The 26,688-nt window shown below is 66.8% G+C and carries 30 protein-coding genes; 13 read left to right on the forward strand and 17 right to left on the reverse strand.

Annotated elements, in window-relative coordinates:
• The first annotated feature begins 86 nt into the window (after positions 1 to 86).
• Positions 87 to 665 carry a hypothetical protein gene (locus tag ABE522_RS04250; protein ID WP_346590641.1) on the forward strand — a complete coding sequence of 193 codons (579 nt, stop codon included), beginning with the start codon at positions 87 to 89 and terminating at the stop codon, positions 663 to 665.
• A 4-nt stretch (positions 666 to 669) separates the two neighbouring features.
• On the opposite strand, the gene ABE522_RS04255 is transcribed toward ABE522_RS04250, so the two are convergent.
• The 4 genes from ABE522_RS04255 to ABE522_RS04270 all read right to left on the reverse strand — a co-directional run bounded on the left by ABE522_RS04255 (position 670) and on the right by ABE522_RS04270 (position 3,785).
• On the reverse strand, positions 670 to 942 hold the full coding sequence (locus tag ABE522_RS04255) for a hypothetical protein (RefSeq protein WP_346590642.1): 273 nt from the start codon (positions 940 to 942) through the stop codon (positions 670 to 672).
• Positions 939 to 2,252: a TFIIB-type zinc ribbon-containing protein gene (locus ABE522_RS04260; RefSeq protein ID WP_346590643.1), complete on the reverse strand. Its 1,314-nt coding sequence runs from the start codon at positions 2,250 to 2,252 to the stop codon at positions 939 to 941. The genes ABE522_RS04255 and ABE522_RS04260 overlap by 4 nt, the downstream gene beginning before the upstream one ends.
• A gap of 19 nt (positions 2,253 to 2,271) precedes the next feature.
• Positions 2,272 to 3,420 carry an SPFH domain-containing protein gene (locus ABE522_RS04265; RefSeq protein ID WP_346590644.1) on the reverse strand — a complete coding sequence of 383 codons (1,149 nt, stop codon included), beginning with the start codon at positions 3,418 to 3,420 and terminating at the stop codon, positions 2,272 to 2,274.
• Between the two features lie 89 nt (positions 3,421 to 3,509).
• A complete protein-coding gene (locus tag ABE522_RS04270; protein WP_191768538.1) occupies positions 3,510 to 3,785 on the reverse strand; it encodes a hypothetical protein in 276 nt (91 codons plus the stop codon).
• A 135-nt stretch (positions 3,786 to 3,920) separates the two neighbouring features.
• On the opposite strand from ABE522_RS04270, the gene ABE522_RS04275 reads away from it, so the two are divergent.
• On the forward strand, positions 3,921 to 4,685 hold the full coding sequence (locus tag ABE522_RS04275; protein ID WP_346590645.1) for a CHAD domain-containing protein: 765 nt from the start codon (positions 3,921 to 3,923) through the stop codon (positions 4,683 to 4,685).
• Between the two features lie 126 nt (positions 4,686 to 4,811).
• Here ABE522_RS04275 and ABE522_RS04280 read toward each other — a convergent pair whose 3' ends face one another.
• The 3 genes from ABE522_RS04280 to ABE522_RS04290 form a co-directional block, all read right to left on the reverse strand.
• Positions 4,812 to 6,404, reverse strand: a complete 1,593-nt coding sequence (locus ABE522_RS04280; protein ID WP_346590646.1) for an SDR family oxidoreductase — start codon at positions 6,402 to 6,404, stop codon at positions 4,812 to 4,814.
• 177 nt (positions 6,405 to 6,581) lie between these two features.
• Positions 6,582 to 6,737 (reverse strand): hypothetical protein, encoded by a 156-nt coding sequence (locus ABE522_RS04285; RefSeq protein ID WP_346590647.1) that lies wholly within the window; start codon positions 6,735 to 6,737, stop codon positions 6,582 to 6,584.
• A 115-nt stretch (positions 6,738 to 6,852) separates the two neighbouring features.
• Positions 6,853 to 7,416: a fasciclin domain-containing protein gene (locus ABE522_RS04290; protein WP_346590648.1), complete on the reverse strand. Its 564-nt coding sequence runs from the start codon at positions 7,414 to 7,416 to the stop codon at positions 6,853 to 6,855.
• A 202-nt stretch (positions 7,417 to 7,618) separates the two neighbouring features.
• On the opposite strand from ABE522_RS04290, the gene ABE522_RS04295 reads away from it, so the two are divergent.
• Together ABE522_RS04295 and ABE522_RS04300 are read left to right on the forward strand one after the other, a co-directional pair.
• Positions 7,619 to 8,302, forward strand: a complete 684-nt coding sequence (locus tag ABE522_RS04295) for a thermonuclease family protein (protein ID WP_406846301.1) — start codon at positions 7,619 to 7,621, stop codon at positions 8,300 to 8,302.
• Between the two features lie 229 nt (positions 8,303 to 8,531).
• Positions 8,532 to 11,054: a glycoside hydrolase family 3 protein gene (locus ABE522_RS04300; RefSeq protein WP_346590650.1), complete on the forward strand. Its 2,523-nt coding sequence runs from the start codon at positions 8,532 to 8,534 to the stop codon at positions 11,052 to 11,054.
• Between the two features lie 96 nt (positions 11,055 to 11,150).
• Here ABE522_RS04300 and ABE522_RS04305 read toward each other — a convergent pair whose 3' ends face one another.
• Both ABE522_RS04305 and ABE522_RS04310 read right to left on the reverse strand, forming a co-directional pair.
• A complete protein-coding gene (locus ABE522_RS04305; protein WP_346590651.1) occupies positions 11,151 to 11,618 on the reverse strand; it encodes a DUF4126 domain-containing protein in 468 nt (155 codons plus the stop codon).
• An 11-nt stretch (positions 11,619 to 11,629) separates the two neighbouring features.
• Positions 11,630 to 11,794: a hypothetical protein gene (locus ABE522_RS04310; protein ID WP_346590652.1), complete on the reverse strand. Its 165-nt coding sequence runs from the start codon at positions 11,792 to 11,794 to the stop codon at positions 11,630 to 11,632.
• 181 nt (positions 11,795 to 11,975) lie between these two features.
• Here ABE522_RS04310 and ABE522_RS04315 point away from each other — a divergent pair, with 181 nt between their 5' ends.
• The 3 genes from ABE522_RS04315 (at position 11,976) to ABE522_RS04325 (ending at position 13,825) form a co-directional block, all read left to right on the forward strand.
• Positions 11,976 to 13,139, forward strand: coding sequence for a zinc-dependent alcohol dehydrogenase (locus tag ABE522_RS04315; protein WP_346590653.1), 1,164 nt, complete (start codon positions 11,976 to 11,978; stop codon positions 13,137 to 13,139).
• A 66-nt stretch (positions 13,140 to 13,205) separates the two neighbouring features.
• Positions 13,206 to 13,475 carry a PQ-loop domain-containing transporter gene (locus ABE522_RS04320; protein WP_346590654.1) on the forward strand — a complete coding sequence of 90 codons (270 nt, stop codon included), beginning with the start codon at positions 13,206 to 13,208 and terminating at the stop codon, positions 13,473 to 13,475.
• A 65-nt stretch (positions 13,476 to 13,540) separates the two neighbouring features.
• Complete coding sequence (locus ABE522_RS04325) at positions 13,541 to 13,825, forward strand: hypothetical protein (RefSeq protein ID WP_346590655.1); 285 nt, start codon at positions 13,541 to 13,543, stop codon at positions 13,823 to 13,825.
• Positions 13,826 to 13,835: 10 nt separating this feature from the next.
• Here ABE522_RS04325 and ABE522_RS04330 read toward each other — a convergent pair whose 3' ends face one another.
• Complete coding sequence (locus ABE522_RS04330) at positions 13,836 to 15,533, reverse strand: sensor domain-containing diguanylate cyclase (protein WP_346590656.1); 1,698 nt, start codon at positions 15,531 to 15,533, stop codon at positions 13,836 to 13,838.
• Between the two features lie 144 nt (positions 15,534 to 15,677).
• Positions 15,678 to 16,202, reverse strand: a complete 525-nt coding sequence (locus ABE522_RS04335) for a hypothetical protein (protein WP_346590657.1) — start codon at positions 16,200 to 16,202, stop codon at positions 15,678 to 15,680.
• Positions 16,203 to 16,466: 264 nt separating this feature from the next.
• On the opposite strand from ABE522_RS04335, the gene ABE522_RS04340 reads away from it, so the two are divergent.
• Together ABE522_RS04340 and ABE522_RS04345 are read left to right on the forward strand one after the other, a co-directional pair.
• The gene (locus tag ABE522_RS04340; RefSeq protein ID WP_346590658.1) at positions 16,467 to 16,811 is read left to right on the forward strand and encodes a hypothetical protein; all 345 of its coding nucleotides are present in this window, start codon (positions 16,467 to 16,469) and stop codon (positions 16,809 to 16,811) included.
• Positions 16,812 to 16,907: 96 nt separating this feature from the next.
• A complete protein-coding gene (locus ABE522_RS04345; protein WP_346590659.1) occupies positions 16,908 to 17,189 on the forward strand; it encodes a DUF3247 family protein in 282 nt (93 codons plus the stop codon).
• A gap of 8 nt (positions 17,190 to 17,197) precedes the next feature.
• On the opposite strand, the gene ABE522_RS04350 is transcribed toward ABE522_RS04345, so the two are convergent.
• From ABE522_RS04350 to ABE522_RS04360, 3 genes are read right to left on the reverse strand one after another with little or no spacing between them, the layout of a single operon-like run.
• Positions 17,198 to 18,367, reverse strand: a complete 1,170-nt coding sequence (locus ABE522_RS04350) for an MFS transporter (RefSeq protein ID WP_346590660.1) — start codon at positions 18,365 to 18,367, stop codon at positions 17,198 to 17,200.
• 3 nt (positions 18,368 to 18,370) lie between these two features.
• The gene (locus ABE522_RS04355) at positions 18,371 to 19,576 is read right to left on the reverse strand and encodes a cysteine desulfurase family protein (RefSeq protein ID WP_346590661.1); all 1,206 of its coding nucleotides are present in this window, start codon (positions 19,574 to 19,576) and stop codon (positions 18,371 to 18,373) included.
• Positions 19,569 to 20,399: a hypothetical protein gene (locus tag ABE522_RS04360; protein WP_346590662.1), complete on the reverse strand. Its 831-nt coding sequence runs from the start codon at positions 20,397 to 20,399 to the stop codon at positions 19,569 to 19,571. Before ABE522_RS04360 ends, ABE522_RS04355 begins: the two co-directional genes overlap by 8 nt.
• 246 nt (positions 20,400 to 20,645) lie before the next feature.
• Between ABE522_RS04360 and ABE522_RS04365 the strand changes: the two genes are divergently transcribed.
• Positions 20,646 to 21,173, forward strand: coding sequence for a DUF6622 family protein (locus tag ABE522_RS04365; RefSeq protein ID WP_346590663.1), 528 nt, complete (start codon positions 20,646 to 20,648; stop codon positions 21,171 to 21,173).
• 24 nt (positions 21,174 to 21,197) lie between these two features.
• On the opposite strand, the gene ABE522_RS04370 is transcribed toward ABE522_RS04365, so the two are convergent.
• Complete coding sequence (locus ABE522_RS04370; protein ID WP_346590664.1) at positions 21,198 to 21,479, reverse strand: DUF2269 family protein; 282 nt, start codon at positions 21,477 to 21,479, stop codon at positions 21,198 to 21,200.
• 209 nt (positions 21,480 to 21,688) lie between these two features.
• Between ABE522_RS04370 and ABE522_RS04375 the strand changes: the two genes are divergently transcribed.
• From ABE522_RS04375 to ABE522_RS04385, 3 genes are all read left to right on the forward strand, one after another.
• Positions 21,689 to 23,032: a chloride channel protein gene (locus tag ABE522_RS04375; RefSeq protein ID WP_406846302.1), complete on the forward strand. Its 1,344-nt coding sequence runs from the start codon at positions 21,689 to 21,691 to the stop codon at positions 23,030 to 23,032.
• Between the two features lie 49 nt (positions 23,033 to 23,081).
• Entirely contained in the window at positions 23,082 to 24,431 is a 1,350-nt protein-coding gene (locus ABE522_RS04380) for a S41 family peptidase (protein ID WP_346590666.1), read from the forward strand.
• A 342-nt stretch (positions 24,432 to 24,773) separates the two neighbouring features.
• Positions 24,774 to 25,685: a CPBP family intramembrane glutamic endopeptidase gene (locus ABE522_RS04385; protein WP_346590667.1), complete on the forward strand. Its 912-nt coding sequence runs from the start codon at positions 24,774 to 24,776 to the stop codon at positions 25,683 to 25,685.
• Positions 25,686 to 25,768: 83 nt separating this feature from the next.
• On the opposite strand, the gene ABE522_RS04390 is transcribed toward ABE522_RS04385, so the two are convergent.
• Together ABE522_RS04390 and ABE522_RS04395 are read right to left on the reverse strand one after the other, a co-directional pair.
• Positions 25,769 to 26,068: a hypothetical protein gene (locus ABE522_RS04390; RefSeq protein WP_346590668.1), complete on the reverse strand. Its 300-nt coding sequence runs from the start codon at positions 26,066 to 26,068 to the stop codon at positions 25,769 to 25,771.
• Complete coding sequence (locus ABE522_RS04395; protein WP_346590669.1) at positions 26,065 to 26,481, reverse strand: hypothetical protein; 417 nt, start codon at positions 26,479 to 26,481, stop codon at positions 26,065 to 26,067. The genes ABE522_RS04390 and ABE522_RS04395 overlap by 4 nt, the downstream gene beginning before the upstream one ends.
• Between the last annotated feature and the right edge of the window lie 207 nt (positions 26,482 to 26,688).

Below are 26,688 nucleotides of genomic sequence, written 5' to 3' on the forward strand. Positions count from 1 at the left end.
TAACCGCATGCGACCCTGTGCGCAAAACCGGGCGTGCTTGCCACTATCATGCCCGCACGCGGCCTTGGCCAACGGAACGTAATTCAATGTCTGACATGCACCTGGTACTGCAGGAACTGTTCAAGGTCGGCCGGCTGGAGCGCCGCGAGATCACGCTGGTCGCCGCCCCGCGCACCTTCCCGATCTGGGATCGCGTGGAGAAGCTGCTGAAGATCAAGGGTCCCGAGCCCCGGACCCTGACGCGCCACATGTTGTTCGATCTGTACCGGCTGTTTCCGCAGCTGAAGGGTGAGATCGAACTGACGCGTTACATCTACACGCTCGGAACCTTCAAGCCAGCCCGCGTGCCGGCCGACGGTTACCTGCTGGCGCGGCGCTCGGAGGTCGATGGCAGCGTCATTGCGATGTTCCATGCCCCCGCCGAGCAGGTGCAGCAGGCGTGGGCGGACACCTTCGCGCCGGATGTCCCCGGTGCCTACGTGTCGCGGTTCATCGCGCCGGCCCTGCGCGACCCGCTGCTGGCGGCGTACGGGGTCACCGACGATGGCGGCGGTGCGTGCTTCCACGAGCTGCACCCCTACGTACTGGGCCATCGCGCGCATTACCTGACGACCTACGGCGTGGACATCGCGCCCGGGCACGCGGCAGACGACCCGACGGCGTGACGCGTCACGCCGGTCCGGCGTCCGGCGGCATCTTCTTCACCCGTTTCCGATGGTCGTGCACGTTGTCTCCGGTGATGCGCTTCTGCTCGGTGCCGGTCACCGTATGCAGCTTGCGGTCGTTGCCGGTCACCGGCTTGGTCGCCACGGCCGTCTCGCGTTCGAACGCATGGGACTTGTCCGTGTTGCGGTAGTAACGGAAAAGCGTCCAGTACAGCGCCGTCGCGCTGGCCGGACCCAGCGCAAGCAGCGCCACCAATCCACCCCCATCACTGCTCATAGCGTCATTCCCAGGAACCAGAGGACCGCGCCTTCGACGATCGTGCCCACCCCCAGCGCTGCCAGCAGCAGCTTCCAGTGCTGCACCGGCACGCTGCCCATGGTTTCACCCGTGCGTCCATTCACCGCGATGTAGTGCAGCATGCCCTTGCCACGCTGGCGGTACGAATACAGCCAGACCGGCACATACATCGCCACCCAGCGCGACCCATGCACCTCGACTTCTTCCATGTCCCAGCGCACGCCGCGGTCGTACCGCCGCACCGACTGCTCCAGCCTGGAGCGGGCGATCGACAGCAGCTGGTCCTCCAGCCGCGGTCGCAGCTGTTCGATGTCCACGTCGCGCTTTTCCGATGAGTACCCCACCAGGTAGGACGCGTTCCACTTCAGCGCATTCTTGGTGTCGAAGGGCAGGATGGTGTTGATGATGTTGTTGGTATTGGTCTGTATGTCCAGCCGGCCACGCCGGGCCGAAGACTCCAGCGGGAGGTCGTCGACGGTGAAATCGAGCTGGCGCTCCACCTGGTAGACATCCGCGTCGTAGTAGGTTTTCTTGTTCTTCTCGGTGCCGCGGGTATAACGCCGCGTCTCGATCTCGCCGTTGCCCACCACGCTGGCGCTGGCGTTGCTGTCCACCACCATGTACGGCAGGTACACGCCGATGACGTTCTCCGGCGTGAACTCGGTCTTGAAGGCCTTCAGCGCGAAGAAGCGCCGCTTGTCCACGAACTGGCGGATGCGCGCGACCGCATCGGTCTTGCTGACCTTGAATGGCAGCACCGCGTCGGGCACGGCACCGTTGGCTACCTGTTCGTTGACCCCGAACACATGACGGCACCAGTGGCAGCGCGCCGTCATGCTGCTTTCGGTATTGATCGTGACTTCCGCGCCGCAGCCGCTGCATTTGAAGCTCATCAGGCTGGCGGCACCGGCGTCGATATTCCGCGCGCCGGAGGCGATCACATCGCCACGCAGGTCCTCGATGCCCGTGCCCAGCCCGAAGGCCTCCTCGATCCGGTCGCCATGCCATTCGTTGCGGCAGTACTGGCAGACCAGCACATCGGTGCCGAGTGCGTGGCGGATATCGCTGGATCCACATTTCGGGCAGCGATTCAGTCCGTCCTTCAGCTCCGCGGCCGACGTGTCCAGGGCGACCGGATCCGGCGCCAGCAGTTCGTCACGGATCGGCGGGGGCAGGGTGGAGGGGTCCACCCCGAAACTGCCGGGCAGCGGCGGCATGTCCTGCGGCGATCCCGGGCCGGCAGGGGAAACCGCCCCGGGCAGGGGCGGCGGCTTTCTGGGGTGGGTCATCGTGGCGTCGCCTGGCGTCTTACAGCCCCAGCGCCTTGGCTTTCAGCTTGTCGTAGTCATCCTGGGTGATCAGGCCGAGATCGAGCAGTTCCTTCGCCTTCTTCAGCTGACTCACCGTGTCATCGGCCGCCGCTGCGGCGGGCGCGACCGGCTGCTGCAGGCTGCCGGCACCGAACATCCCCGAGGCCATGCCGACGCCCACCAACCCGGCGGCACCGCCGCTTTCACCGGCCGACTGGATGCCCTGCGCCACGCTGGCCTGCAGGTTGGAATTGCCGCGTGCGCCGGCCAACGCATCGGCGCGCTGCACGGTCTTGAGCAGCTCACGGGTGTTGGCGTCGTACTCGATGGAAACGATCGCGGTCTTGACGATGGCCAGGCCACGATCGGACTTCCACTGGTAACCCTGCTCGACCGCGCTGGACAGGCTCTGCGCGAAGCCGAGTGAATCCTGCTGCAGCCTGCTGATGCGGTTGCCCTTGCCTGGATCGTTGGTATACAGGCTGAAGGCCGGCGCCAGCGAGCCGACCACCTCGTTGAACAACTGGCTGGCGGCCGCATTGTCCAGGTCGGTGAAGTCGAAAACCTGGCCCGGCTGCAGATAGCTTGCCGGAACGAAGTTCTTCACGAACAGGATCGGATCCACGATCTTCAGCGTGTACGAACCGCGGGTCACCGCGCCGACCTGGGTGCCGAGGAAGCCGTCATCCCAGTAGATTTCCGACTGGGTGCCGAAGCGGTTGTCCGGCAGTTCCTTCAATGACACGAAGAAGGCTGCTTGCTGCGATCCCGGCTGGCCGCCGAACTTGAAGCGTTCCCAGCTCTGCCGGATCAGCGAACTGACCAGGCCGTCGCCGGCGAAGATCGACTGCGAGTTGATGTCATCCGACTCCCAGATGTAGCCGCCCGGCTCGGCGACGAAGGCGGTGACCGCGCCGTCCTGCAGCAGCAGCAGGCCATAGCCTTCGGGCACGACGATCTTCGACCCGTTGCTGATGATGTGGTTCGACGCGCCGGTGTTGGAACCGCGTCCGGCATTGGTGCCACGCGGCGCTGCGGCAAACAGCGCTGCGGTGGAGGGCAGGCCATTCGGCACCGTGTAGAAGTCCTTCCACTGGTCGGCCAGAACACCGCCCACCGCACCTGCCACCGCCTGTCGAAGACCCATGACAATTCCCTGTTGTTCGTGGACAGGCACCACGCCCGTCATGCTCGGCCGACTATATCAGGGGTGCACCCGGGCGACACGCGCCGGCATCAGGGCAGGTTGCACTGCATCTTGCCATCCACGTAGTAGGGCTTGGGCACGTTCGGGTTCTCGCTGGTCTTTTCGAACACCACCTCGAAGGAGGCCAGGTCCGGCGTCCCCTTGCGATCGGTGCAGGCGGCCTGCAGCTTCTGTTTGACGGCGGCGATGCCGGCTTCGCGGTTGGCTCCGTCGGCGCTGTTGGTGAGGTTGGCGACCTCGGCGAAGGCGGCCGGGGAGGCGCCGAGCAGGCCGGCGGCGATCAGGGACAGGTGCAGTTTCTTCATGGACGCTCCTTGTGGTGGGGCGGGCGATCGGTGCCCGGCCAGCAGGATAGGGTGGCGAGGTTAAGGTCCCGTGGACTGCCGGTACCTACGGAGATCTCGGCTAGACTGCCGGGCAGTCGCGCTGCGGAGTACGCAATGCCTTCCACGGTGATCGGGGCTGCCGCCCGCCAGTTGGTGCAGGAAGAGTGCCTCGCGATTGCCAATGCGTTGGCGATGCGGTCGGATATCCATGTGGGCGTGCACAGCGCCCGCAAGGCCATCCGGCGTCTACGCGCGGTGCTGGCCCTGTTTGCAACCGACGAACAGCCACTGCAACGCAGCGACCGTGCGCTGCAGCGGCTGGGTCGCGGTCTTTCGGCGCTGCGCGACGCGCATGTGCTGGTGGATACCGCGCAATCCCTGCAGGCCGGCGCTCCCGCCCCCGGCTGGGCCACTGTCATCACGCATCTGGGCGCCCGCCGTGACCGCCTGCTCCAGCGCGCCTGTGCGCAGGATCCCGGATTCCAGAGGAAGCAGCGCGTGGTGCAGCGCGTCGGCCTGGCGCTGGATACACAGCGCTGGGAGTTGGTGCGCAAGGGGGATCTTCGGCGTGCCTTGGCCCGTACCCGGCGAAGGGTCGAAAAGGCCGCCGCGCGGGCCCGCGACAGCGATGATGCGCAGGCGCTGCATGACTGGCGCCGCAGGGTGCGGCGGCTGCGCATGCAACTGGAGGTGATGGCCCGGCTGGACGGCGGCCTGGTCAAGGATCGTCCCGGCAGTGACGGCGGGAAGCAGGCCAAGGGACTGCACAGGTTGAGCGACGCGCTGGGCCGCGAGCAGGACCTGCGCATGCTGCGCAACCACGTGCGCGCGATGCGAGGGCTGCCGGAAAAAGCGGAGCTGATGGCGCTCGCGCGATGACGCGGCACCGGTAGCGCCGAACCATGCTCGGCGAGCGCAGCGGCAGGCAACAGCGTGACGACCAACGGTCGTCACCCACCAAGAGCAGAAGCAGACGGCCAGCGGCCGTCACTACCGGGACACGCCTTACCAATCGGTGGGCGCGTAATCCTTCAGGAACTGGCCCCACACATGCTCGCCCGTGTTGAAGCCATGGATGATCGGGTCGACGATACGCGCCGCGCCATCCACGATGTCCAACGGTGGATGGAAGCGCTCTTCCTGCACCTTCTTGGCCGCGATGTCCGCCGGATCTTCGTCGGTCACCCAGCCGGTATCCACGCTGTTCATGTGGATGCCGTCGTTCTGGTAATCCGCCGCCGAGGTGCGGGTCATCATGTTCAACGCGGCCTTGGCCATGTTGGTATGCGGATGACGGGTGGTCTTGAAGTTGCGGTAGAACTGGCCTTCCATCGCCGATACGTTGACGATGTGCTTGTCACGCTCGGGCGTGGCCAGCATCAGTGGCTTCAGCCGTGCGTTGATGATGAACGGCGCGATGGCGTTGACCAGCTGGGTTTCCAGCAGCTCGACCGACGGCACTTCGGCCATCAGCAGGCGCCAGGAATTGCGACCGCGCAGGTCGACCTGCTGCAGGTCCTGGTCGAGCCGGCCTTCCGGGAACAGATGCTGCTGGCCGACCAGCTCGTCTTCCAGCAGGGCCACCTGGGACAGCTCGGCGGCACGGGTCAGGCCGTCGGCACCGTTGAGTCCCCGTTCCTGCACGGCCGGAAGCGCGATCGCCGAGGCGTCGCTCAGCAGCTCGGCGCCGCGCAGGCCCTCGTAGTGGCCTACCAGGCTGCGTACCGTTTCGGGCAGTTCGTGCAGCGCGGCGGTTTCACCGGCCATCATGTGCGCGTAGAACTGCGGCGGCCGGCGCACCGTCTGGCAGGCGTTGTTGATGATGAAATCCAGCCGCTTGCGGGTGGCCAGCAGCTCGCTGCAGAAGGCTTCCACGCTGGGGGTGTGGCGCAGGTCCAGCCCGTACACCTGCAGTCGATGGCCCCATACCGCGAAATCCGGTTCTTCGGCGTAGCGGGCGGCCGAGTCGCGCGGGAACCGAGTGGTGACGATCAGTTCGGCGCCAGCACGCAGCAGCTTCAGGCCCGCCTGGTAGCCGATCTTGACCCGGCCACCAGTGAGCAGCGCGACGCGACCGTGCAGGTCGGCGGTCTCGGTGCGCTTGGTGAAGTTCAGCTCGGCGCAGGCCGGGCACATCTGGTCATAGAAATGATGCAGCTGGGTGAACTTCTGCTTGCACACGTAGCAGTGGCGCAGTTCGGGCGAATGCACCGGCTCGGCAGCGGCTTCGGCGCCTTCCCCATTGCGTGCGTCATGCAGGCCGGCCGCATGCGGCGGGAAGTAATTCGGGGTGCTGAAGACGGGCTTGCGGCGCAGGGTGCGGATGCCGGTCTGCTCCAGCAGGGCTTCGGCCTTGCGCACCTTCTCCTGGTGGCGGACCTTGGCCTGCTGTTTGAGCATTGCCCGGCGTGCCTTGGGTTCGGGGTGGTAGACCTTGGCCACCACCTGGTGCAGGCGCACGCGGTCGGCTTCGGGCAGCGCATCCAGCACGCTGCGGTCGGCCTCGATGGCTTCCAGCAGGTCCAGCGCGGTGCGCAGGCGATCGGTCAGGGGCAGGTCGTCGGCCACGGGCGCGGCGGGTGGGGCGGTGGTTGTCACATCGAATCCGGAAGGAATGGCACTAGGCCTGGAATGGACAGCAGAGCGGTGACCGGCTCGATGCGGGTCCATGCTGTTGCGGGCCGGGCAGGGCCCGGACGGGGGCCATTGTCCCTGATCGACGGGGGCAGATGCCAGCCGGGCGGCATCAGCCCGGCCGGCGGCGGGCGGGACGGATCACGAGCCGGGTTGCGTGGCGCCCTTGTGGACGTTCTTGTCCGGTTCCTGCGGAGTCTCCGGATTGCCATTGCGTGCAAGCCAGATGCAGGACGGGCCCACGATGGCCAGGACGCCAATGATCACGATCAGCAGCATTTTCGTGCTCTTCTTCATACAGACCCTCGCGTGCGGACGTTCAGCCGAGCATAGAAGCAACGGCGTCGTTCGCATGTGTTCCCGGCGACGGCCGGCGCGGACGTCACGGCGACGTCCGCCCGGTGGCCTCTGCTTATTTCGGCATCAGCACCGTATCCACCACATGGACGATGCCGTTGGACTGCATCACATCCGCCGTGCTGACCGAAGCCTTGCCGCCCTTCGCATCCACGATCCACAGCTTGCCCTCGTGCAGCTTGAAGGTCAGCGGTTCGCCCTGGACCGTCTTCAGCGTGGCGGTGCCACCCTGTTGGGTGGCCGCGGCGGTCAGCTGGGCAGCGGTGTGTACGCCCGGCACCACGTGGTAGGTCAGGATCCTGGTCAGTGCCGCCTTGTTCTCCGGCTTGACCAGGGTGTCCACGGTGCCGGCGGGCAGCTTGTTGAAGGCCGCGTTGGTGGGTGCGAACACGGTGAACGGACCGGCACCGCTGAGCGTATCCACCAGTCCGGCTGCCTTCACCGCAGCGACCAGCGTGGTGTGGTCCCTGGACGCACTGGCGTTCTCTACGATGGTCTTGGCCGGATACATCAACGCGCCGCCGACCATCGGCGGATCTGCAGCGAAGGTGGGGCCTGCAAAGGCACCAAGAACGACGAGGCTGGTGGCGAAAGCGATCTTCTTGAGAGCAGCTTGCACGGTGTTTCTCCTGTTCGCCCTCGGATGAGGGTACTGAAGGTACGCGGCCGGCAGCGCGCTGGATGCAGCAGGCTGGCTTTTCTTTTCGAGCATGAGGAAGGCGTGAACACGGCGCCGCTGCGGTCCCGCAGTCCGCCCCGCGATCCAGCGCGCTGGGCGAGAATGAGCGCCGTTCCGTAGGGTCCAGGGTGTTGTGCGGTGTATGTGCAGGTTGCTTGTGATGTTCGTGATGTTTCTCATTCCAGCGTGGGCGCTTGGTGCCCCCATCGAGATCGCGGGTCGTGCCACGGTAGTGGACGGTGACACCCTGGCGGTCAACCAGAAGCGGGTCAGGTTGTGGGGAATCGATGCCCCGGAAAGCGCGCAGCAGTGCGCGGACCCGCACGGCAAGCCATGGCCCTGCGGGCGTCGGGCTGCCAACGCGCTGGATGCCTGGCTGCAGGGCAGGACGGTGCGCTGCGTGCAGCGCGATGTGGATCGCTACGGCAGGTCGGTCGCGGAGTGTCTGGTCCAGGGCGATTCGGTGAATGCCTGGATGGTCCGATCCGGCTGGGCCGTTGCATACCGGGAATACGCCACGGCGTACGTGGGCGCGGAACAGCTGGCCCGGACAGGGAAGCGCAATCTCTGGCAGGGGGCGTTCCAGATGCCGGCCGACTACCGGCGTGCGCAGCGTGCGATGCAGGGCGAGGACACCAGGGCCGCGCGCGTGCCGCCCCCCGGCTGCCGCATAAAAGGCAACATCTCCAGTGCCGGCGCGAGGATATTCCACCTGCCCGGGCAGCGTGATTACGAGCAGACACGGATCCAGCTGCACAACGGTGAACGCTGGTTCTGCTCGGCTGAGGAAGCGACGGCGGCAGGTTGGCGCGCAGCGAAGCGCTGACGCATCCCTGGGCGTGTTCTCCAAAGGCACCGACGGTGCAGTGAGGGCAGGGCCATTCGTGCTGCGGCGCAGCGTGCCGGGCCGTCTGGCGGGGCGGGAAGGTACAGGCTGCAAGGGTCCGCGATGCGCCCTGCGGCGCGGTGTTGACAGCGTTGTCAACCCGGACATAGAAACATGCCTGCGTTGCCGCCTGCGCGCCCCGTCCTGATTCGAAAGGAATCCGCCGATCATGAAGCCCCTGAAGCCCTTGTTGCTGTGCGCCGGCTTGGCACTGGCGTGCAGCAGCGCCGCGCACGCTGCCACGCCCGCCGGCCAGATCCATCCCGCGCAGTGGCCGCAGCCGAGCTGGCCGCTGCCCGCCGACCCGGCCATCGAACGCCGCATCGACGACCTGATGGCGAAGATGAGCGTGGAAGACAAGGTCGGCCAGATCGTGCAGGGCGACATCGCCAGCGTCACCCCGGCGGAGGTCAGGAAGTATCGCCTCGGTTCGGTGCTGGCCGGCGGCGGGTCCGATCCGGGTGGGCGCTACAACGCCAGGCCGGCCGAATGGTTGGCGCTGGCCGACGCCTACTGGGAAGCGTCGATGGACACCAGCGGCGGCGGTCATGCGATCCCGATCATCTGGGGAATCGATGCAATGCACGGACAGAGCAACGTGGTCGGTGCCACGTTGTTCCCGCACAACATCGGCCTGGGCGCGACGCGCAACCCGGACCTGCTGCGCGAGATCGCCCGCATCACCGCGGTCGAAACCCGGACCACCGGCATGGAGTGGACCTTCGCGCCGACTGTTGCCGTCCCGCAGGATGATCGTTGGGGCCGCGCCTACGAAGGCTATTCCGAGGATCCGGCGCTGGTCGCCCGCTATGCCGGGGTGTTCGTCGAGGGGCTGCAGGGCAAGGCCGGTGCGGCCGACTTCCTCGACGACCACCACGTGATGACCACGGTCAAGCACTTCCTGGGCGACGGCGGCACCACCAACGGCAAGGACCAGGGCGATACCACCGTCACCGAAGCGCAGCTGCGTGACATCCACGCCGCTGGCTACGTGCCCGCGATCGCGGCCGGCGCACAGTCGGTGATGGCCTCGTTCAACAGCTTCCACGGCGAAAAAATGCACGGCCACAAACCGCTGCTGACCGATGTGCTGAAAGGCCAGATGAACTTCGGTGGCTTCGTGGTCGGCGACTGGAACGGCCACGGGCAGGTAAAGGGCTGCACCAATACCGACTGCGCGCAGACCTACGTCGCCGGCATGGACATGGCGATGGCCCCGGATACCTGGAAGGGCCTGTACGAAAGCACCGTCAAGCATGTCAACGACGGCACGCTGCCGATGGCGCGGCTGGACGATGCGGTGCGCCGCATCCTGCGTGCCAAGCTGCGCATGGGGCTGTTCGAAAAGCCCAAGCCGTCCGCGCGCGCACTGGGTGGCAGGTTCGAACTGCTCGGCTCGCCACGACATCGCGCCGTGGCGCGGCAGGCCGTGCGCGAATCGCTGGTGCTGCTGAAGAACCAGGGCGGACTGCTGCCGCTGCCGCCGAAGCAACGCGTGCTGGTCGCTGGTGACGGTGCCGACAGCATGACCAGGCAGACCGGCGGCTGGACACTGACCTGGCAGGGTGACGGCACCAAACGAGACGATTTCCCCAACGCCGACACCCTGTGGGATGGGCTGAAGGCCCAGGTGCAGGCGGCCGGTGGCAACGCCGAGCTGGCCCTGGACGGTGCGTACAGAACCAAGCCGGACGTCGCCATCGTGGTGTTTGGCGAGGACCCGTATGCCGAGTTCCAGGGCGACCTGCCGGACCTGATGTTCAAGGGCGGCCGCTCGGGTGACCTGGAGCTGATCCGCAAGCTGAAAGCCGACGGCATCCCGGTCGTCGCGGTCTTCATCAGCGGGCGTCCGCTGTGGCTGAACCGCGAGATCAATGCCGCCGACGCCTTCGTTGCCGCATGGCTGCCGGGATCGGAAGGCGCAGGCGTGGCCGATGTGCTGCTGCGTGGGCCCGATGGCAAGGCCCAGCATGATTTCAGCGGCAAGCTCAGCTTCTCCTGGCCGCGCCGCGCCGACCAGTACGCCAACAACGTAGGCCAGCCGGGCTATGACCCGCAGTTCGCGTTCGGCTACGGGCTTACCTATGCAGACAAGGGCGACCTGCAGCCGCTTTCGGAAGAGCCGGGCATCGACCCCACCGCCTCGCGCACGAGCACCTGGTTCGACCGCGGCGTGGCGGCGACCGGGCTCACGCTGCGCCTGACCGGCGCTGATGGGGAGGCGATGGATATCGTGCATCCCAATGCCACCACGGCGGACGGCTCGGTCGCCATGACCGCGATCAACACGGAGGTGCAGGAGGGCGGGCGCCAGTTCAGTTTCGCCGGCAACGGACTGATCGAACTGCGGGCCAATGCACCGCTGGATCTGGATCGTGAAACGAATGGCGACGTTTTCGTGATCTCAACGCTGCGGGTCGACGCGTTGCCTGCCGGTGCCCGGGTGAGCTACCTCGCGACGAGCGGGAAGACCACGCGCGGCGACGTCTCGATCAGCAAGGCACTGACGGCGGCCAAGGTCGGGCAGTGGACCCGTCTGGGCGTGCCGCTGCGCTGCGTGCGCGGTGCCGGGGTGGACATGAAGCAGGTCGATATCCCGATGGCCCTGCAGGCCGGCAAGGGCGTACGCCTGTCGCTGGCAAAGGTCGCCATCGGAACGGACTACGACCAGGAAGTGACCTGCGCCGAGTAAGCGTACGTCCGGGTGATCGCCGACCCCGGGTCGGCGTGAACCCTGGAAGAAAAAGCGCCCGGTAGCGCCGGTCCATGCTCGGCGCCACCTGCATGCTCAGTCGTTGCTGCGCGCGGCACAGCGGGTGATCAGCGCCGCGCTGCCCACCGCGATCGCATCTTCGACCGCCCCGGTGGGCTTCTGGCCATAGCGCGCGATCGCGCGCATGCGCAGGTTGAAGGTGAGGTAGGCCATGCCGACCGCGGTACCCGCGCCCAGCACCGCACCCAGGCCGCGCTGGCTGCGCGGGGCGAGCGCGGCACCGGCCAGCATGCCGGTGGCCACGCGCGCGACCATCCCGGCGGGCACGATGCGATCCGGCGCGGTTTTCATCTTGTCGCCGAGCAGTTCACCACCGGCCAACGCCAGCATGCCTGCCGACGCCAGCGGATTGCACAACAGCCGCGGCGCTCCGTTGTCGGCAGGCAGGGTGCCGGTGCGCGCGGCGTTGGTCACCGCCGCCAGCGGCGTCATCGCACGCATCCCGGCGACCGCGCCCATCAGTATCGAATGGATCAATGCCATGACGGCCTCCTTCAGGGACGGGGCGGTTTTTCGTAGTCGTCGGGGGTAGCGGTGTGTTCGGATTCCGGCATGTCCTTGTCCTTCCACCGCGCCTCATCGTTGCGCAGTTTGTCGGGCGTGTGCGCCTTCTCCTGGTCATCGACGTCGCCGGTCGGGTTCAACGGTAGTTTGCTCATCGGGGTCTCCCTGCAGTGTGCCTGCGTGCCGGGGACGGGCAGCATGGCCATGCAGGCGGACGATGCACGCTCGCAGGTGAGTGCGGTGTGGCCGATGCTGCACGTGCCCACCACATCGCGGTCACCGGCGGGTTACGGCACGGCGGTTATCACTGGGCCACCACAGCGTGAGGATCCCTCGATGCGTGCACTGACTTATCACGGCAGCAAAGACGTCCGCATGGACACCGTTCCAGACCCGACCCTTGCCGCGTCCGATGACATCATCCTGCGCGTGACCGCCACCGCCATCTGCGGTTCCGACCTGCACCTTTACCACGGCAAGATCCCCGACTTGCATACCGGCGACGTGCTGGGCCACGAGTTCATGGGGATCGTGGAAGAGGTCGGCAGCGGAGTCACCGCGCTGCAGCCGGGCGACCGGGTGGTGGTCCCGTTCGTGGTGGCCTGCGGCGAGTGCTTCCATTGCCGGCTGGCCGAGCACGCCGCCTGCGAAACGACCAATACCGGCAAGGGCGCGGCGCTGAACCAGAAGGGCATACGGCCGCCTGCCGCCCTGTTCGGCTACAGCCATCTGTACGGCGGCGTCTCCGGCGGCCAGGCTGAATACGTGCGGGTGCCCAAGGCCAACGTGGGTCCGCTGCGGGTGCCCGATGCATTGCCCGATGAGCAGGTGCTGTTCCTGTCCGATATCCTGCCGACCGGATACCAGGCGGCGATCAACGCCGGGGTGAAGCCCGGTTCGACGGTGGCGATCTTCGGCGCCGGGCCGGTCGGCCTGATGGCGGCTGCGTGTTGCCGGCTGCTTGGCGCGGAAACCATCTTCATGGTGGACCATCTGGCCTATCGCCTGGCCTTTGCCGTGCAGACCTACGGCGTCACGCCAGTGAACTTCGCCCAGATCGAAGATCCCGCTGAATACATCATCACCCAGACCAACGGACGCGGCGTGGATGCGTCGATCGAGGCGGTGGGCTTCGAAGCAGAGGGGAGCGCCCTGGAGACCGCGCTGACCACGCTGAAGGTGGAAGGCAGCAGCGGTGTGGCCATACGCCAGTGCATCGCCGCCACGCGTCGCTGCGGCACGGTCAGCATTCCCGGCGTCTACGCCGGCTTCCTGCACGGATTCCTGGTCGGCGATGCCTTCGACAAGGGGCTCACGTTCAAGATGGGCCAGACCCACGTGCAGGGGCTGATGCCGGAGCTGCTGGATCATATCGGCGAGGGGGCGCTCGACCCGGGCGTGATCATCACCCACCGCCTGCCCCTGGAAGATGCCGTGCGGGGGTACGAGCTGTTTGACCGCAAGGAAGAGGACTGCCGCAAAGTGATCCTGGTGCCGTGACATGCAGCGACACCTCACGGTCATCGCCCGAAGCAGGCCGGTACTGTCGCCACCGGAGCCACCGCGATGAGCGCCGGGTCGACGGACCTGCTGGGCTGGGCAGCGACGGCGGTGCTGATCGCCACCCTGGCACGCCAGATCCACAAGCAGCACACGGCCGAGTCGGTGGAAGCGGTCTCCACCTGGTTGTTCGTCGGCCAGATGACCGCCTCGGTGCTGTTCATCGCCTACAGCGCGCTGGTCGGCTCGACGGTGTTCGTGGTCACCAACACCCTGATCCTGGCCACGGCGGTCACCGGGCAGGTGCTTGCCATGCGCCGACGCAGGCGTCGCTGATATTTGACGCGGTCTTGGCGCGACCTGCGCGAACGTCAGCATCATCATGGCAGAGGAGATGGGTCATGGCCCAGAAAAGCAGGATCGCACCGGCGCCGAAGGTGCGCAGGATCGAAGTGATGCCGTTGGACGAAGGCGAAGCAGTGGCGGTGATCGAACTCGAATCGGAGCCTCCGGCGCATTGGCTGGAGGCGCTGCAGCGCGAGATGCGCTTCACCGAAGGGCTGGAGTCCTCGGCGGCGAAGGTGGACGGCTGCCATGTCTACCTGCTCGGGCTTGAGCCAGGCCTTGGCAGGGCCACGCGGCATGTCGGCCGCTTGCTGGCCACGGTGCCCGCACTGGCCCATTGAGCCGCGGCCGTCAGCGGGCGGGACGCTCGCGGCGGCGCCGCTCGTAGAGCTTCAGGTCCGCGCGGTTGATGGTATCGGCCACGGTCTCCGCGGCGCGGCTGATGGCGCACCCCGCGGAGAACCGGATCGGTGACTGGCAGGCATGTTCGGCGTAGCTGGCTTCCAGTGCCTGCAGTCGTTCCAGGTTCGCGCCGGGGACGAACACCAGGAACTCGTCGCCACCGAGGCGGACCACGACTTCGCCCGGCTGCAGCCGGGCCGAAAGGAACTCGACGAAGGCGATCAGGACCGCGTCACCTTCGGCATGGCCAAGCCGATCATTGACCTCCTTGAAGTGGTCCAGGTCGAACACCAGGCAGCCCCACGCGCTCAGCTGGTCATGCGCGAGCTCGCCCAGGTAACGCCGGTTGAAGCAGCGGGTGAGCGGATCCCGGATCGCCAGCTCCTGCAGCTGGATTTCCTGCAGGTGCTGGGTGGTGATGTCCTGCGCGTGGCCCAGCACGTACGGCGGATCGGCTTCGTTGTCGAGCACGTTGTGGTACATCCAGAAGCGCCGTGAACCGTCTTCCGCGACCAGCTCCATCACGCCGGAATCGCTCTGGTTCTCGACGATCCGGGCCAGGTAGCCCTGCAACTGGATGCGCTTTTCCAGCGGGATGATCGCTGCAAGGGAATGACCGACGACCTCCGCCTCCGGCCGTCCCAGCGACAAGGATGCGGCCGGGTTCAGCGAGGTCACCACGCCTTCCAGCGTGTGCGTGCAGATCAGGCCCATGCTGTGCTGGAAAAGCCGGCGGTAGCGTGCTTCGCTCTGCCCCAGCGCCTCCAGCGCGGCACGTTGGGCCGTCACGTCCTGGATCGCGCCGATCAGGCGCGTCCCCGCAGCGTCCCCGACGCGGCGCCCCACGATGTGCAGCCACGCTTCGCGGTTGTCCTTCGGCCTGGTCTTCAAGGTCAGGTCGATCGGCGAGCCGGTCGCAGCGCAGGCGGCAATCGCCTCCTCGAGCTGGCTGGCGTGTTCATCAAGGTAGAACGCCAGCGCGGCCTGCAGCGAAGGGTCGCTGTCTTCCTGCACCCCGTGCAGCACGTGTGTTTCGCGGGTCCAGGCCAGTTCGCCCGTTGCGAGGGAGAGCTCCCAGCCGCCCACCTTGGCAGCGGTGTTGGTCTGTTCGAGAAACGCCTGGCTGCGCTGTAACCGGGCATGCAGGCTGACCGCCTCCTCCATCCGCGTCAGCAGCATGGCGCGCTGTTCCATGCCGCGTGCGGCGGCCTCGGCCAGTCCGCTCAGGGCCTCGCGCTCATTCGGCCTGAGCCGTCCCGGCTCCGGGCTCAGCAGGCACAGCGTACCCACCCGGCTGCCTGCGCCGGCCTGGATCGGTACGCCCACGTAATGCCGCACGTTCGGCGCACCGACGACCAGCGGATTACCCGAAAACCGCGGATCCTGCATCGCGTCTTCGATCTCGAACACGCCGTCAGCGTCGATCGCCCACGTGCAGAACGAAATGTCGCGGGGTGTCTGGCGCGTCCCGTCCAGGCCCACCTGCGACTTGAACCATTGCCGCTCGCCGTCCACCAACGAGATCAGCGCGATCGGCATGCCAGCCATCGCACAGGCCGCACGCGTGAGCGCGTCGAAGAACGGCTCCGGGTCGGAGTCCAGGATGCGCAGCGAATCCAGGACCGACTGGCGAACGTCCTCTGTCATCGGACACCTCCAGGAGTGGATCAGCGCGGCACCCTGTGCGCGCCGCAGGCACAGTGTAGTAGCCGCCGACGTCGACCCGGGTGAACGACCTGCGCCGACGTCGGCAGCGCAGCCATCGCTGCATGCGGCGCGCTATGGAATCGCTCAACGCTGATCGTGGGGCGCTTGCGCACGGGCGGCCCAGCGTCGGCACCGATGGTATTCGTACACCCCCGGCATCACGCTCAGCAGCAACCCCGGCACCAGGGCGAACGCCCACGTTGCAAGCGGGGCAGGGGACACCGTGAAGGCGGCTGCGGCAGGCACGTGATGCGGGGACAACAGCGGAAAGCCGATCGCCCCCAGTGCGATCCATGGCGCAAGATCCAGGATGCTGTGCACATGCTGCTCGAGGGGAATGATGTCGCGGGTGGGATAGGCGATGCGGGTATCCCAGTAGCCCGCCAACGCATGCAGGCAGGTCATGGCCAGCAGCACGAACCACAGCGCAGGTGTATCGGCGAACAGCAGCCACAACACGGTCGCGGTGCCGAGCAGGGCGATCTGCAGCAGATGCAGCGAGGATTCCCGCAGCCCGGAGGTGGCCTCGATGTGGCTGCGCCGGTGCAGCAGGAAGTCCGCTGCTCCGGCGATCAGCCAGACCAGGTACAGCACGTGCCATACGGTCACGCGAGCGGGATCCACTGGGGGCTGGAGCACTGCCGCGAACGCGCCGCAGCTGGTGCCGATCGACACGATACGGTCCATGAGTAGCGTGGCCTCCCGGATAGGGTTCGGAGTGCTGACTCTAACGTCGTGCGCTGCAGACCCGCGTGGCGGCGACGTGAGGGAAATGAGGGCGCTGGTTGATGCAACGGTGACGCTGCCGCTACGTGTTTCATGACCAGCGCGGACGATAGTGGCCGCAACCCCCTGTTTGATGGAGACGCCAGCATGGATCACGAACCGCAGTTCCGGACAGCCACCCCACGCGTGGTCCGCGTGGAGCTGGCTGACCTCTACGTCGGCGGCAACACCGCCGCCGTTGAGCTCGATGGCCATCCCTGCGACGCATGGGCGCAGGCCTTGGCCGACACCTTGGTGCAGGATCCCACGCTTCCGGGAGTGACGGCGGAGGTCGATGGCTGCTGGGTCCACTTCACTGGCGTGCGCAAGTCCGCCGCGCCGCTTGCGCCCCGGCTGCTGGCGCTGGTGGCCGCAGCGGGCCAGCGCGTGTATGCGCCCGGCCTGCTACGTTCGATCAGGCAGGCTGCACCGAACGCTGCTGCAGCGGCGTAGGGCCCACACGCATTCGCACCGGCTGCACGCCGCGCAGAGGTGACCTTAGCGGGCGCGCAGGTAGCGTGTGACGCACCTCCGCACCGGTAGCTGATCATGAGCCAACGCGCGCCCCGCATCCATACTGATCCTGACGCCATCCAGCGCCTGAAGGCGCTGCAGCTACAGCTCGATGCCGAACTGTTGGCAGAACTGCACATGCAGGACGGACAGGTCATCATCGGAACCGTGGTGGAGCGGCCGAACATCCAGCAGTTCATCGACGAAGAGGGCAACGAGGGTACCAACGGCCTCATCCGGCTGGATGCGGGGCAGGAACCCGTCCAGTTGATCTGGCTGGACGAGGTGGAGCATGTCGTACGTATCGGGTCCTTCTGAAGCCGCAGCTATCGCCCGGCGCTGGCACCACGACGGCCGCCGGCAGTGGCCACGGCAAGCTCAACCATCACCAGCGCCGCCAGTGCCCAGATGAAACTGTTCCTGCCGGCCGCCACGAGCAGCCATCCTCCGATTGCGGGAAACCCGAATATGCCGATGAAGTAGGCGACCACGAACCAGGTCAGCGCCGCATGGCGGTCCTCCGCCGCCGATGCATTGACCGCCCACGTCTGGATGACCGGGTAGAGCAGTCCGTATCCAGCCCCGGTCAGCACGGCGGCTGCCCCGTGGAATGCCGGATGTACCGCGCTGCCGAACAGGCAGATCACGCCGGCGGCCAGACAGGTCAGCAGGCAGATCACCACCGTCCCGCGTGGCCAGGACGACAACCGGCGCACCAGCAACAGCCTCAACACCACGGCGGTGCCGGCGTGCAGGGCAAAGAACGCACTGGCACTGGCGCCGGTGCCCTCGGTGAGCGAACTCTGGAACGCCATGATGCCGGAGAACACGGCGCCGCCCAGGCCGGCCATCAGGATGGGCCGGATCGCCCCCGTCGGGACGAGAGCGGTGATCTTCCGGGCCCATGGCCGGAGGCGCGGCGTCGTAGGTGCGCGGGGCGCGCTCAGGCCGAAAGCAAACAGCAGGGCGGCCGCCACCAGCGCCGTCATCCCCACCCCCAGGAACGCGGACGAAAAGGCCAGTCCAGCGTTGTCCAGCAGTGCAGCAAGCACGACCGGACTGCCGCAGATCCCGGTCATCTGGAACGCGCTGAACCGGGTAAAACCGGGGCCACGTTGCTGGTCGTCGAGCCGCTCGGACAATGCCAGGGGCGCGCCCAGATAGAACATGCCCCAGCCCAGCCCGATCAACAGGGCCGCCAGACGGGGCAGGTACGCCGGATCGAGCCCCGCCAGGCTGCCCAGCAGCAGGTAGCCGCCGGCCATGGCGAGCGCGCCAAGTGCCCCCAAGCGCGCGGAATCGACCCGTCCCGCCCACCAGCCGACCAACGGCACGCCCACCAGGGTACCCAGCAACGCCATGGTGAGGGTGGTCCCTGCGTCCAGCTCGCTGCCGCCCTGCGCGCGGAACCAGGACGCAATCAGAAACGTGGCGCCGTACCCGGCAGCGCTCAGCAGCGTGCCGAACAGGATGTACAGCGTTGACGAGGTGCGCATCTGTCAGGTGTCATGCCGTACGGAAGGCGCATCCGGCACGGCCGGCGCCATCGCCCTGAGCATCGCCACGGCCTCCGCCAGGCGTCGGCCGACATAACCGATTTCCTCTTCGTTGTTGAAGCGGCCGATCCCGATCCGCACGCTGCACTGGACGCGCGATGCGCTGGCTCCCATTGCCAGCAGCACATGCGACGGAGAGTGCAGCGCCGACGTGCAGGCAGAGCCTGAAGACAGCGCTATATCGGGAAGCTCCAGCAACAACGAAGAGGCGTCCACGCCGGCGAAGGAGATGTTCAACGTGCCGGGCAGGCACGCCGTCGGGTGGCCGTTGATCGCGATATCCGGCACGTTGGCCAGAAGGTAGTCGCGCAACGTGTCGCGCAGCCGGCCCACCCTCGCCGATTCGACAGCCCTGCGCTTCACGGCAAGCTCGACTGCCCGGGCGAACCCGACGATTCCGGGCACGTTGAGCGTACCCGAACGCAGGCCACGCTCGTGGCCGCCGCCGACGATGAGCGGGGACAGTGCCGCGCGGGGATTGGTGGAATCGACATACAGCGCCCCGACTCCTTTCGGGCCATGGACCTTGTGGGCGGAAAAAGCCGCCATGCCGATGCCCATCCGCTTCACGTCCAGGGCGGTCTTCCCCAAAGCCTGCGTTGCATCGGTGTGGAACACGACGCCGTGGTCGCGGCAGACCGCCCCGATCTCTTCGATTGGCTGCACTGTCCCTGTTTCGTTGTTGGCGGCCATGATGGATACGAGCCGCGTGTCATCGCGTATCGCCTGCCGGACCGACTCCGGGGTCACCACGCCATCTTCCCCGGGGCGCAGGCAGGTCACCGGAACGCCGCGGTCGGTGAGTCGCGCACAGCTGTCCAGGACCGCCTTGTGCTCGATCATCGAGGTGATGACGTGGCGCTTCGACGCGCCGCGCAGGGCATCCAGTCCCGCCAGCGCAAGGTTCACGGACTCCGTGGCCCCCGAGGTGAACACGATGTCCGTCGGCCTGTCGGCATTGATGGCATCGGCAATGGTCTGCCGCGCCATCTTCACCGCGTCACCTGCTGCCCAGCCGAACGCGTGGCTGCGACTGGCCGGGTTGCCGTAGCGGGCGGTGAGATACGGCATCATGGCCTCCAGCACCTCCGGATCCAGCGCGGTCGTTGCATTGTTGTCCAGGTAGATCGACGCGCTTTCGTCACGCATCCCGGCACCCCGGAGATGGGAGATGGGGGGTGTCCGTCCAGGCGGCTGTCTGGGTGCGTGGCGCGATGCGCTCGCCCCGGGTGACCTGGCCGCGATCGCCGACCAGGTTCAGCCTGATGCTTGTCGTGCTGCCGAGAAGATGGCTCAGCTGCAGGCCGCGGACGTAGGCAAGCCGTTCCGACCAGGCGCTCTCTTCGAAGAACACTTCGAGCCATGTCGCGGCCTGGTCCGCGTCACCGGCTGCCCGGGCGAAGTACTCGGTGGTGATGGCCGCGCAGGTCAGTCGCCGGGTTGGCCCTTCGTCTCCCGCACGGGCTGGCGCGGTTTCAGACTCATTGACGATCCTGCGCGCAAGTCCTTCGGGCACCTCGCCGGTGGCGAGGACGTGGGAGAGATGTTGGCGCGCGGAGTCCTCATGGATGGCGTGGATGTCCGAGAGCGCTATCCCGCAACGCGCTGCGGCGGGCTGGAAGATGCTGCGGATGGTCGGATGGAGATGGCTCAGGCGGGGTCGTCGTTTCTGCGAATGGGTCAGGCCCTCATCGAGGAACTGGGTGCGGAAGATGCCCCGGTGGTCGAACGCAACCGAAAGCCGAGGCTGTGGCAGGCCCTCGTCCACGCATGCCCGGGCATGCCGCAGCGCTGCCTCGAACGCATGGAGCTGTGCCTGCACTTCGATCACGTCGCCGATGCATTGGACCCGGGAATTCCCGGCAAGGATGCAGATGCACGCAGGCGGCTCCTGCTGGAGCGTCGGCGGATGCCCGGCACTGCCGGTCCGTGCCTGGATGGGTGCCTCTGGAAGCGGGCCTGATGAATCCATGCACTCTCTCCTGATTGACTTGTCGAACCCGTATCGGGATACCGATTCACCTCACGCCGGATCAAGTCTAGAAACGCTGAAGGAATCCTCAAGAGGCGGTCCTGCCAGTACGCGACGCATTCGGCTGCCTGCCTGGATCGCACGGCAGATGACAGCTGTCACTTGTGATCGCCCGGTTTCCAGCCAAGATGGCGGGATGATCGGAACGCCAGTCCGGCAACCGCGCCATCTCCTCAAGGACGTACCATGCAGATGCTCCAACCATTCGTTGCGCATACCCCGATCTGGGTCTGGGCATTGCTGGCCTTCCTGGTGACGCGCGGCATCATGGCGATGAAACCCGGCGAAACCTCGCTGGCGAAACTGGCGATCGTGCCGGCGCTTTTCAGCATGTGGGGGCTGTGGTCGATCAACCACCGCTATCCGGGGTCCTGGGCGGCGTGGTCGTTGTGGCTGGCCGGTATCGCAGCAGGGGCATGCATCGGCTGGGTGATGCTACGCCGCGTGCAGCTGCGGATGGACGCGTCCACCGGGATGCTGTGGCGGCCCGCGGACTTCAGCCTGCTGCCGTTGCTGCTGGTTACTTTCGTGGTGAAGTACGGCTTCGAATCCGCACTTGCGATGTCGCCGGCGCTGGCCACCGACGGTGCGTTCCGTGCGGCGTATCTGCTGTTGTCCGGCGGCTTCACCGGCATCTTCATCGGCAAGTACTGCCGGTACCTCGTTGCCGCGCGTCGGGTGGCGGCGGATGGGCGGGAAGCACCGGCGGCGTGATGCCACCGACCACGTCGACCGGTCTCAGTGCAGCGCTGGCTTGGCGGTCATCAGGTAGAAGATGGCCAGGAAGGAAAACAGCGCCGGTACGCCCAGCGCTGCCCAGACACCGAGCGACCGGGCGTAGCGCAGCGGCAAGGGCTGACCGCGCGAGGCGGCGATCCGCGCTGTCCGGTCGGCCAGGCAGAAGAGCTGTTCACCCGGCTGCTGCGGCTGGGATGCCCGCCCGCGGCGATGGTTGTCTATCCGGGTGGTAGCCACGGCCTGGCCGCATCGGGTCGCCCTTCGCACCGCGAGGATTATCACCAGCGGATCGTGGACTTCCGGGTGGAAAGCCGCGAATCCGCCGCGCGCGAGCGCGAGGCTTCCTGAACCCGACGCGCTGCTTGTGCCCGCCGGGCCGCCTTGCAGAGGCCGTCGCTTCGCTTTGCCGCATCGGGCCGGGGTCCGCCCGTGCGCGGTATTTTTGGCCGGCGAGCTTCCCGATGCGGCATGTCGGGAGGACAATGGCCCGCATGTCTCCTCCCGATCCCCTCCGCAGCACGCTGCGGTCTGCCTTGTCGACAGAAGGCTGGAAACGGCGCGTTGCCCTGTGGGGCGGGGCCGTGGCGGTGGCCCTGGTGGCCATCTTGTTTGCCAAGGCCAGCGATGCCGCCTTCGCGCTGTTCCAGCGCATCATCGAACATTCCCTGTGGTGGGCGCTGCTGCTGACGCCGGGCATCTTCGCCCTGCTGGCGTGGTTGACCAGCGGCGTGCTGCGTCCCACCCGCGGCAGCGGGATTCCGCAGGTGATCGCCGCGCTCGAAAAACCAGAGGATGCGGCGTTCCGTGATGAAAACCTGTCACTGCGGGTATCGGCCGGAAAACTGCTGCTGACCAGCCTTTCCCTGCTGGGCGGTGCGTCGGTGGGCCGCGAGGGCCCGACCGTGCATGTGGGCGCGAGCCTGATGTACAGCGTCGGACGCTGGTTCGGATTCCGCGATCCACGCGAACTCTCGCACTTCCTGCTCGCCGGTGGCGCCGCCGGCATCGCCGCTGCGTTCAACACGCCGTTGGCCGGCATCGTGTTCGCCATCGAAGAGTTGAGCGGGCGTTTCGAACATCGTTTCTCGGGCACCCTGCTCACCGCGGTGATCGTCGGCGGGGTGGTGTCACTCGGCCTGCTCGGCAATTACACCTACTTCGGCCGCGTGGCCACTTTCCTGCCGCTGGGACAGGCGTGGCTGGCCATCCTGCTGTGCGGCACGGTCGCCGGCCTGCTGGGCGGTGTATTCGCCAGGCTGGTGCTGCTGAGCGTGTCGGGCCGGCCGCGCTGGCTGGGCCGGCTGCGCCGCCAGCATCCCGTGCTGCTTGCTGCTGCCTGCGGGCTGGTGGTGGTGGCGCTTGCCGCCGGCTTCGGCAACGGTGCGTTCGGCACCGGTTACGAGCAGGCACGTGGGCTGGTGCAGGGGCAGGCGGCGGTAGGCCACGAGTTCGGCCTGATGAAGCTGCTGGCCAACCTGGCGTCGTATGTCGCCGGCATCCCGGGCGGGCTGTTCTCACCGGCGCTGGCGGTCGGAGCCGGGCTGGGCCACAACCTGTCCGTGCTGATGCCATCGGTGGATCCCAGCGCGTTCGTGGTGCTGGGAATGTGCGCCTACCTCACCGGCGTCACCCAGGCGCCGCTCACTTCGGCGGTCATTTCCCTTGAGCTCACCGATACCAATGGAATGCTGCTGCCGATCCTGGCGACGGTGCTGTTGTCGCGCGGGGTGTCCGGGCTGGTCTGCCACGTGCCGATCTACCGCGGGCTGGCCGAACAGCTGATCGGTGGCGAGCAGGCCGCAGCGCAGGCCGGGGATGCACAGCCGCCGCGCTAGAAAGACTGGCGATGGCGCTATGGCGACGCGACGATCGTCCTTCCGCGACATGGATGTTGACGTGATGGTTCGTGTGCTTTTCTGTATCGCCCTGCTTTTCGTGCAACCCGTGGCAAGCGCCGAGACCGCATGGAACGGCACCAGCAGCCATTCCCGGGTAGTCGGTTCAGGGGACGTCCGTGATCCTGCGGGCGCGCGCCTGAGCCTGTCCTCTACCGAAACCGGAAAAGAAGGCTTCTCCGGCGCGATCACCTCGCTTGATGCTGCTCCTTACCGGGGCAGGGACGTAGTCCTGTCCGGCGTGCTTGGCGTCGAAGAGGGCACCGGCAACGGCGCGCTCTGGCTGCGCGGTGACCAGTCCGGTCGAATGGTCGTTTTCGAAAATACGCGTGCAACGCCGGTGACATTGCCCGATGGCGAGCAGGAACGGCAGCTCCGCCTGTACATCCCGTTGGCGACGACGAGCCTGAAGTTCGGTGCCACCATGACGGGGGTGGGGCGCATCCATGCCGCATCGCTCAGGCTGCACGCCGAGCCCCCGGCGACGGGAAACGTGTCGGCATACGAGGTACTGGACGCCGCCATTTCGCACATCGAAAGCCGGGCCCTCAACCGATCGCGGGTTGACTGGAACACAGAGCGGGCACAGCTGCTGACCGATGATCTGATGGGGCAGCCCGCAGGGGAAGCCTACCCGAAGGTCCGTGCGGCACTGGCAAAGCTCGGTGATCGGCACAGCTTGTTGCGGACCACGAACCAGGCCGCGCAGGACCGATCAACCGCCATCGCCAGTGAGCCGCTCATGACCAACGCGTCGGACGACATCGGCTATGTGCGGGTGCCCGGCCTGCGCGGGACGGACCGGCGGGCCACGCGAAGGTTTGCTGCCGACCTGTGCCAGCGTATCGAAGCGATGGCCGGAAAGGTCTCGCAGGGAATGATCGTCCATCTTCGTGGCAATACCGGTGGCAACATGTGGCCGATGGTCAGTGGCCTGTTCCCCCTGCTGGGGGGCGGTCCCATCGGATCATTCCAGGATGCCGACGGCAACATCAGCCCGTGGACGGAACGCGCGGCCGAAGGATGCGAAGTGGACATGACCATGACGCCGGTCGCGGTGCTGATCGGCCCCCGAACCGGCAGTGCCGGCGAAGCCGTGGCAACCGCATTCAAGGGCCGACCACGGACGCGGTTCTTTGGGCAGCCCACCGCAGGGGTCGCCACCGGAAACGGACGCATTCCGCTGCCCGACGGCAGCGTGCTCGGCCTCACCCAGAGCAGCTTCCTTGATCGTACAGGCGAGCTGATCCCCGGCAGGTTGACCCCTGACGTTGGCGTGGAAGAAGGTCAGGATGCCATCGCACTCGCCCGCGCCTGGCTGCGCTCAGCACCGGAGTGATCCCGATCACGCCGAAGCAGGGGGTGGGGGTGACGGGCTGCCTCAGCCAGGCAACCCATCGCCAGCGGCCACCGCGGCACTGTGCAAAGCGTCGACGGCGGTTCGATCTTTGGCGGCAAAGGCAACGTGTGTCCCTGTCGCCGGGGACTCGCGGTCGTGGATCCAAAGGCACGGATAACCGGCCGTGCCAAAGCCGTGGCGCGTGTCGCGCGGGCGACGACTCATTCCGTCGGCGATCCGGGTGATTCATCGGCGGCTTCCGTGGCTTGGTCGCAGACGGATTGCCACGCCCCCGCGCGGATGGCAATTTGCAGCGACGATCACTTTGACCTTGAGCCCCGCATGACCCCCGTTGCCCTGTATTCGGCCGATCCGGCCCGCGGCTGGCTGCCCTGGGCCTGGCTGACGCCGATCCTGATGATCCTGTTCAACGCGGTACCGGTGATCGCGCTGGACGGGTGGATGCAGTCGCAGCATTGGTCGACGCCGCGCGGCGATCCGATCGGCCTCGCTGGCTTGCATGCGCTGCTGTGGATCGGCTTCGCGCCGACGCTTGCGGCCGTGCTCGCCTGGGTACGCTTCGTCGAAGGGCGCTCGCTGGCAAGTATCGGGCTGACCGGTCCAGCGCCGCTGAAAACCTTCCTGCGCGGACTGGCCGTTGGATTCGGCACGGTCGCGCTGGTCGTAGTCGCGATCTGGATGGCTGGCGGCATGCAGGCGGCAGGCTTGGGGCAGGCCTGGCGGTCGCCCGTCAGTCTGCTGCACATCGGTCTGCTCCTGTTGAGTTTCATGTTCCAGGCGAGCGTGGAGGAAGTCATCTTCCGCGGCTGGATGCTGTCGGTGGTGGCGCGCAAGACCAATGTCGCGGTGGCAGTGCTGCTGGTGTCGCTCGTTTTCTGCTTCCTCCATTTCAGTCCGCACCAGCCGCCCCGGGTCATGCTCAGCACGTTCCTGTTCTCGCTGTTCGCCTGCGCCTGGGCGCTGCGGGCCGGCAATATCTGGGGCGTGATGGGCTGGCACGCGGGGTGGAACTGGTTGCTCGCGACCGGCTTCGAACTGCCCGTCACCGGCATGGATGCGCACTTGCCGGCGCTGCTGGTGGCGCTGCGCCCGCAAGGCCTCGACATTCTGACCGGTGGCGCGCAAGGGCCGGAAGGCAGTTACCTGTGCAGCGTCTTCTTGATCGCCGCGATCGCGTGGATCCAGTGGCGAAAGACGCGCGGAGCCCAGAACTTCCCGCCGACCGGCAGGTAACGCCACTGGGTCACACCCGAGGAGGTTGCGGATTACCGTAGACCGGGATAATCGCGCGGGATGTGTCGGCTCTTGGCACGGTGTCAGCGTGCCAAGACGTCCACCCGGAGCTGCACACCAAGCGCGCGCGTCACCTGCAGCACCGATTGGAAGTGGAGCGGACGCGTGCCGTTCAATTGCCTTCGCATGAAGTCGGTGCCCACGTCGCACGCCTTGGCGACATCGTCCAGCCCATCCAGTTCCGCCACCAGCAGCAGGGCTCGGGAGAACGTGGGCTCATCGCAGCCATCCTTGCGCAGGCGCGCATCCAGGAACTCCGCACGATGTGCGGCGCGGGCTTCGGGGCTGTTGACCGCCGTTCCGGTGATGGCGTCTTCGCTCATGGCTCGCCCCACATTTCTGCCATCGACGATTTGACCATCTCGCGCCCGCAGACGATCAGGCCTTCCACCATCTGGCCGGTGATCTGGGCTTCCGGGTGCACTTCCGGCTTGGCCACGTGTACCGCGTGCAGGATCTCCAGCACGGATCCCAGCGCCTGCAGGGTTCGGATTGGTACGCCGACCTTGCCGTGACGCTTTAGTTCGGCATGGTTGTCCGGGCCGAGCAGCGGGGCATCGCTGCCGACGTCCGGAACCAGACGCAGGTTGACGGTACGCTCACTGCGTGCGCGCAGCTGTTCGGACTCTTCGAGCCGATGCTCCAGCCGTTCGATGAAACAGGGCGGGAACTCGCTGATCCGGTCGCCGATCAGGGCGTACAGGCGCTTGGCGCTGAGAGGATAGTTGGTTTCCATCGGTTGTCCTTCGCATGGCGTGGGGCCACCTGCGCGAGCGCGCAAGGTGGCAGGCGATGCGGGTTGGCATACCGGTGGTTTTACAAGGCAAAAATTCCGGCGGATTGAACTGACCCCCTGAATTTGGACAGGCATCCAATTTTCGAGGGAAAAGTGACCAAGTACGATGAGCAGTTCAGACTGAAGCTTGCGCGAGAAGGAGCTGAC

Origin of the sequence: Stenotrophomonas lacuserhaii (genome assembly GCF_039674585.1) — a bacterium.
Taxonomy (GTDB): Bacteria; Pseudomonadota; Gammaproteobacteria; order Xanthomonadales; family Xanthomonadaceae; genus Stenotrophomonas; species Stenotrophomonas pennii_A.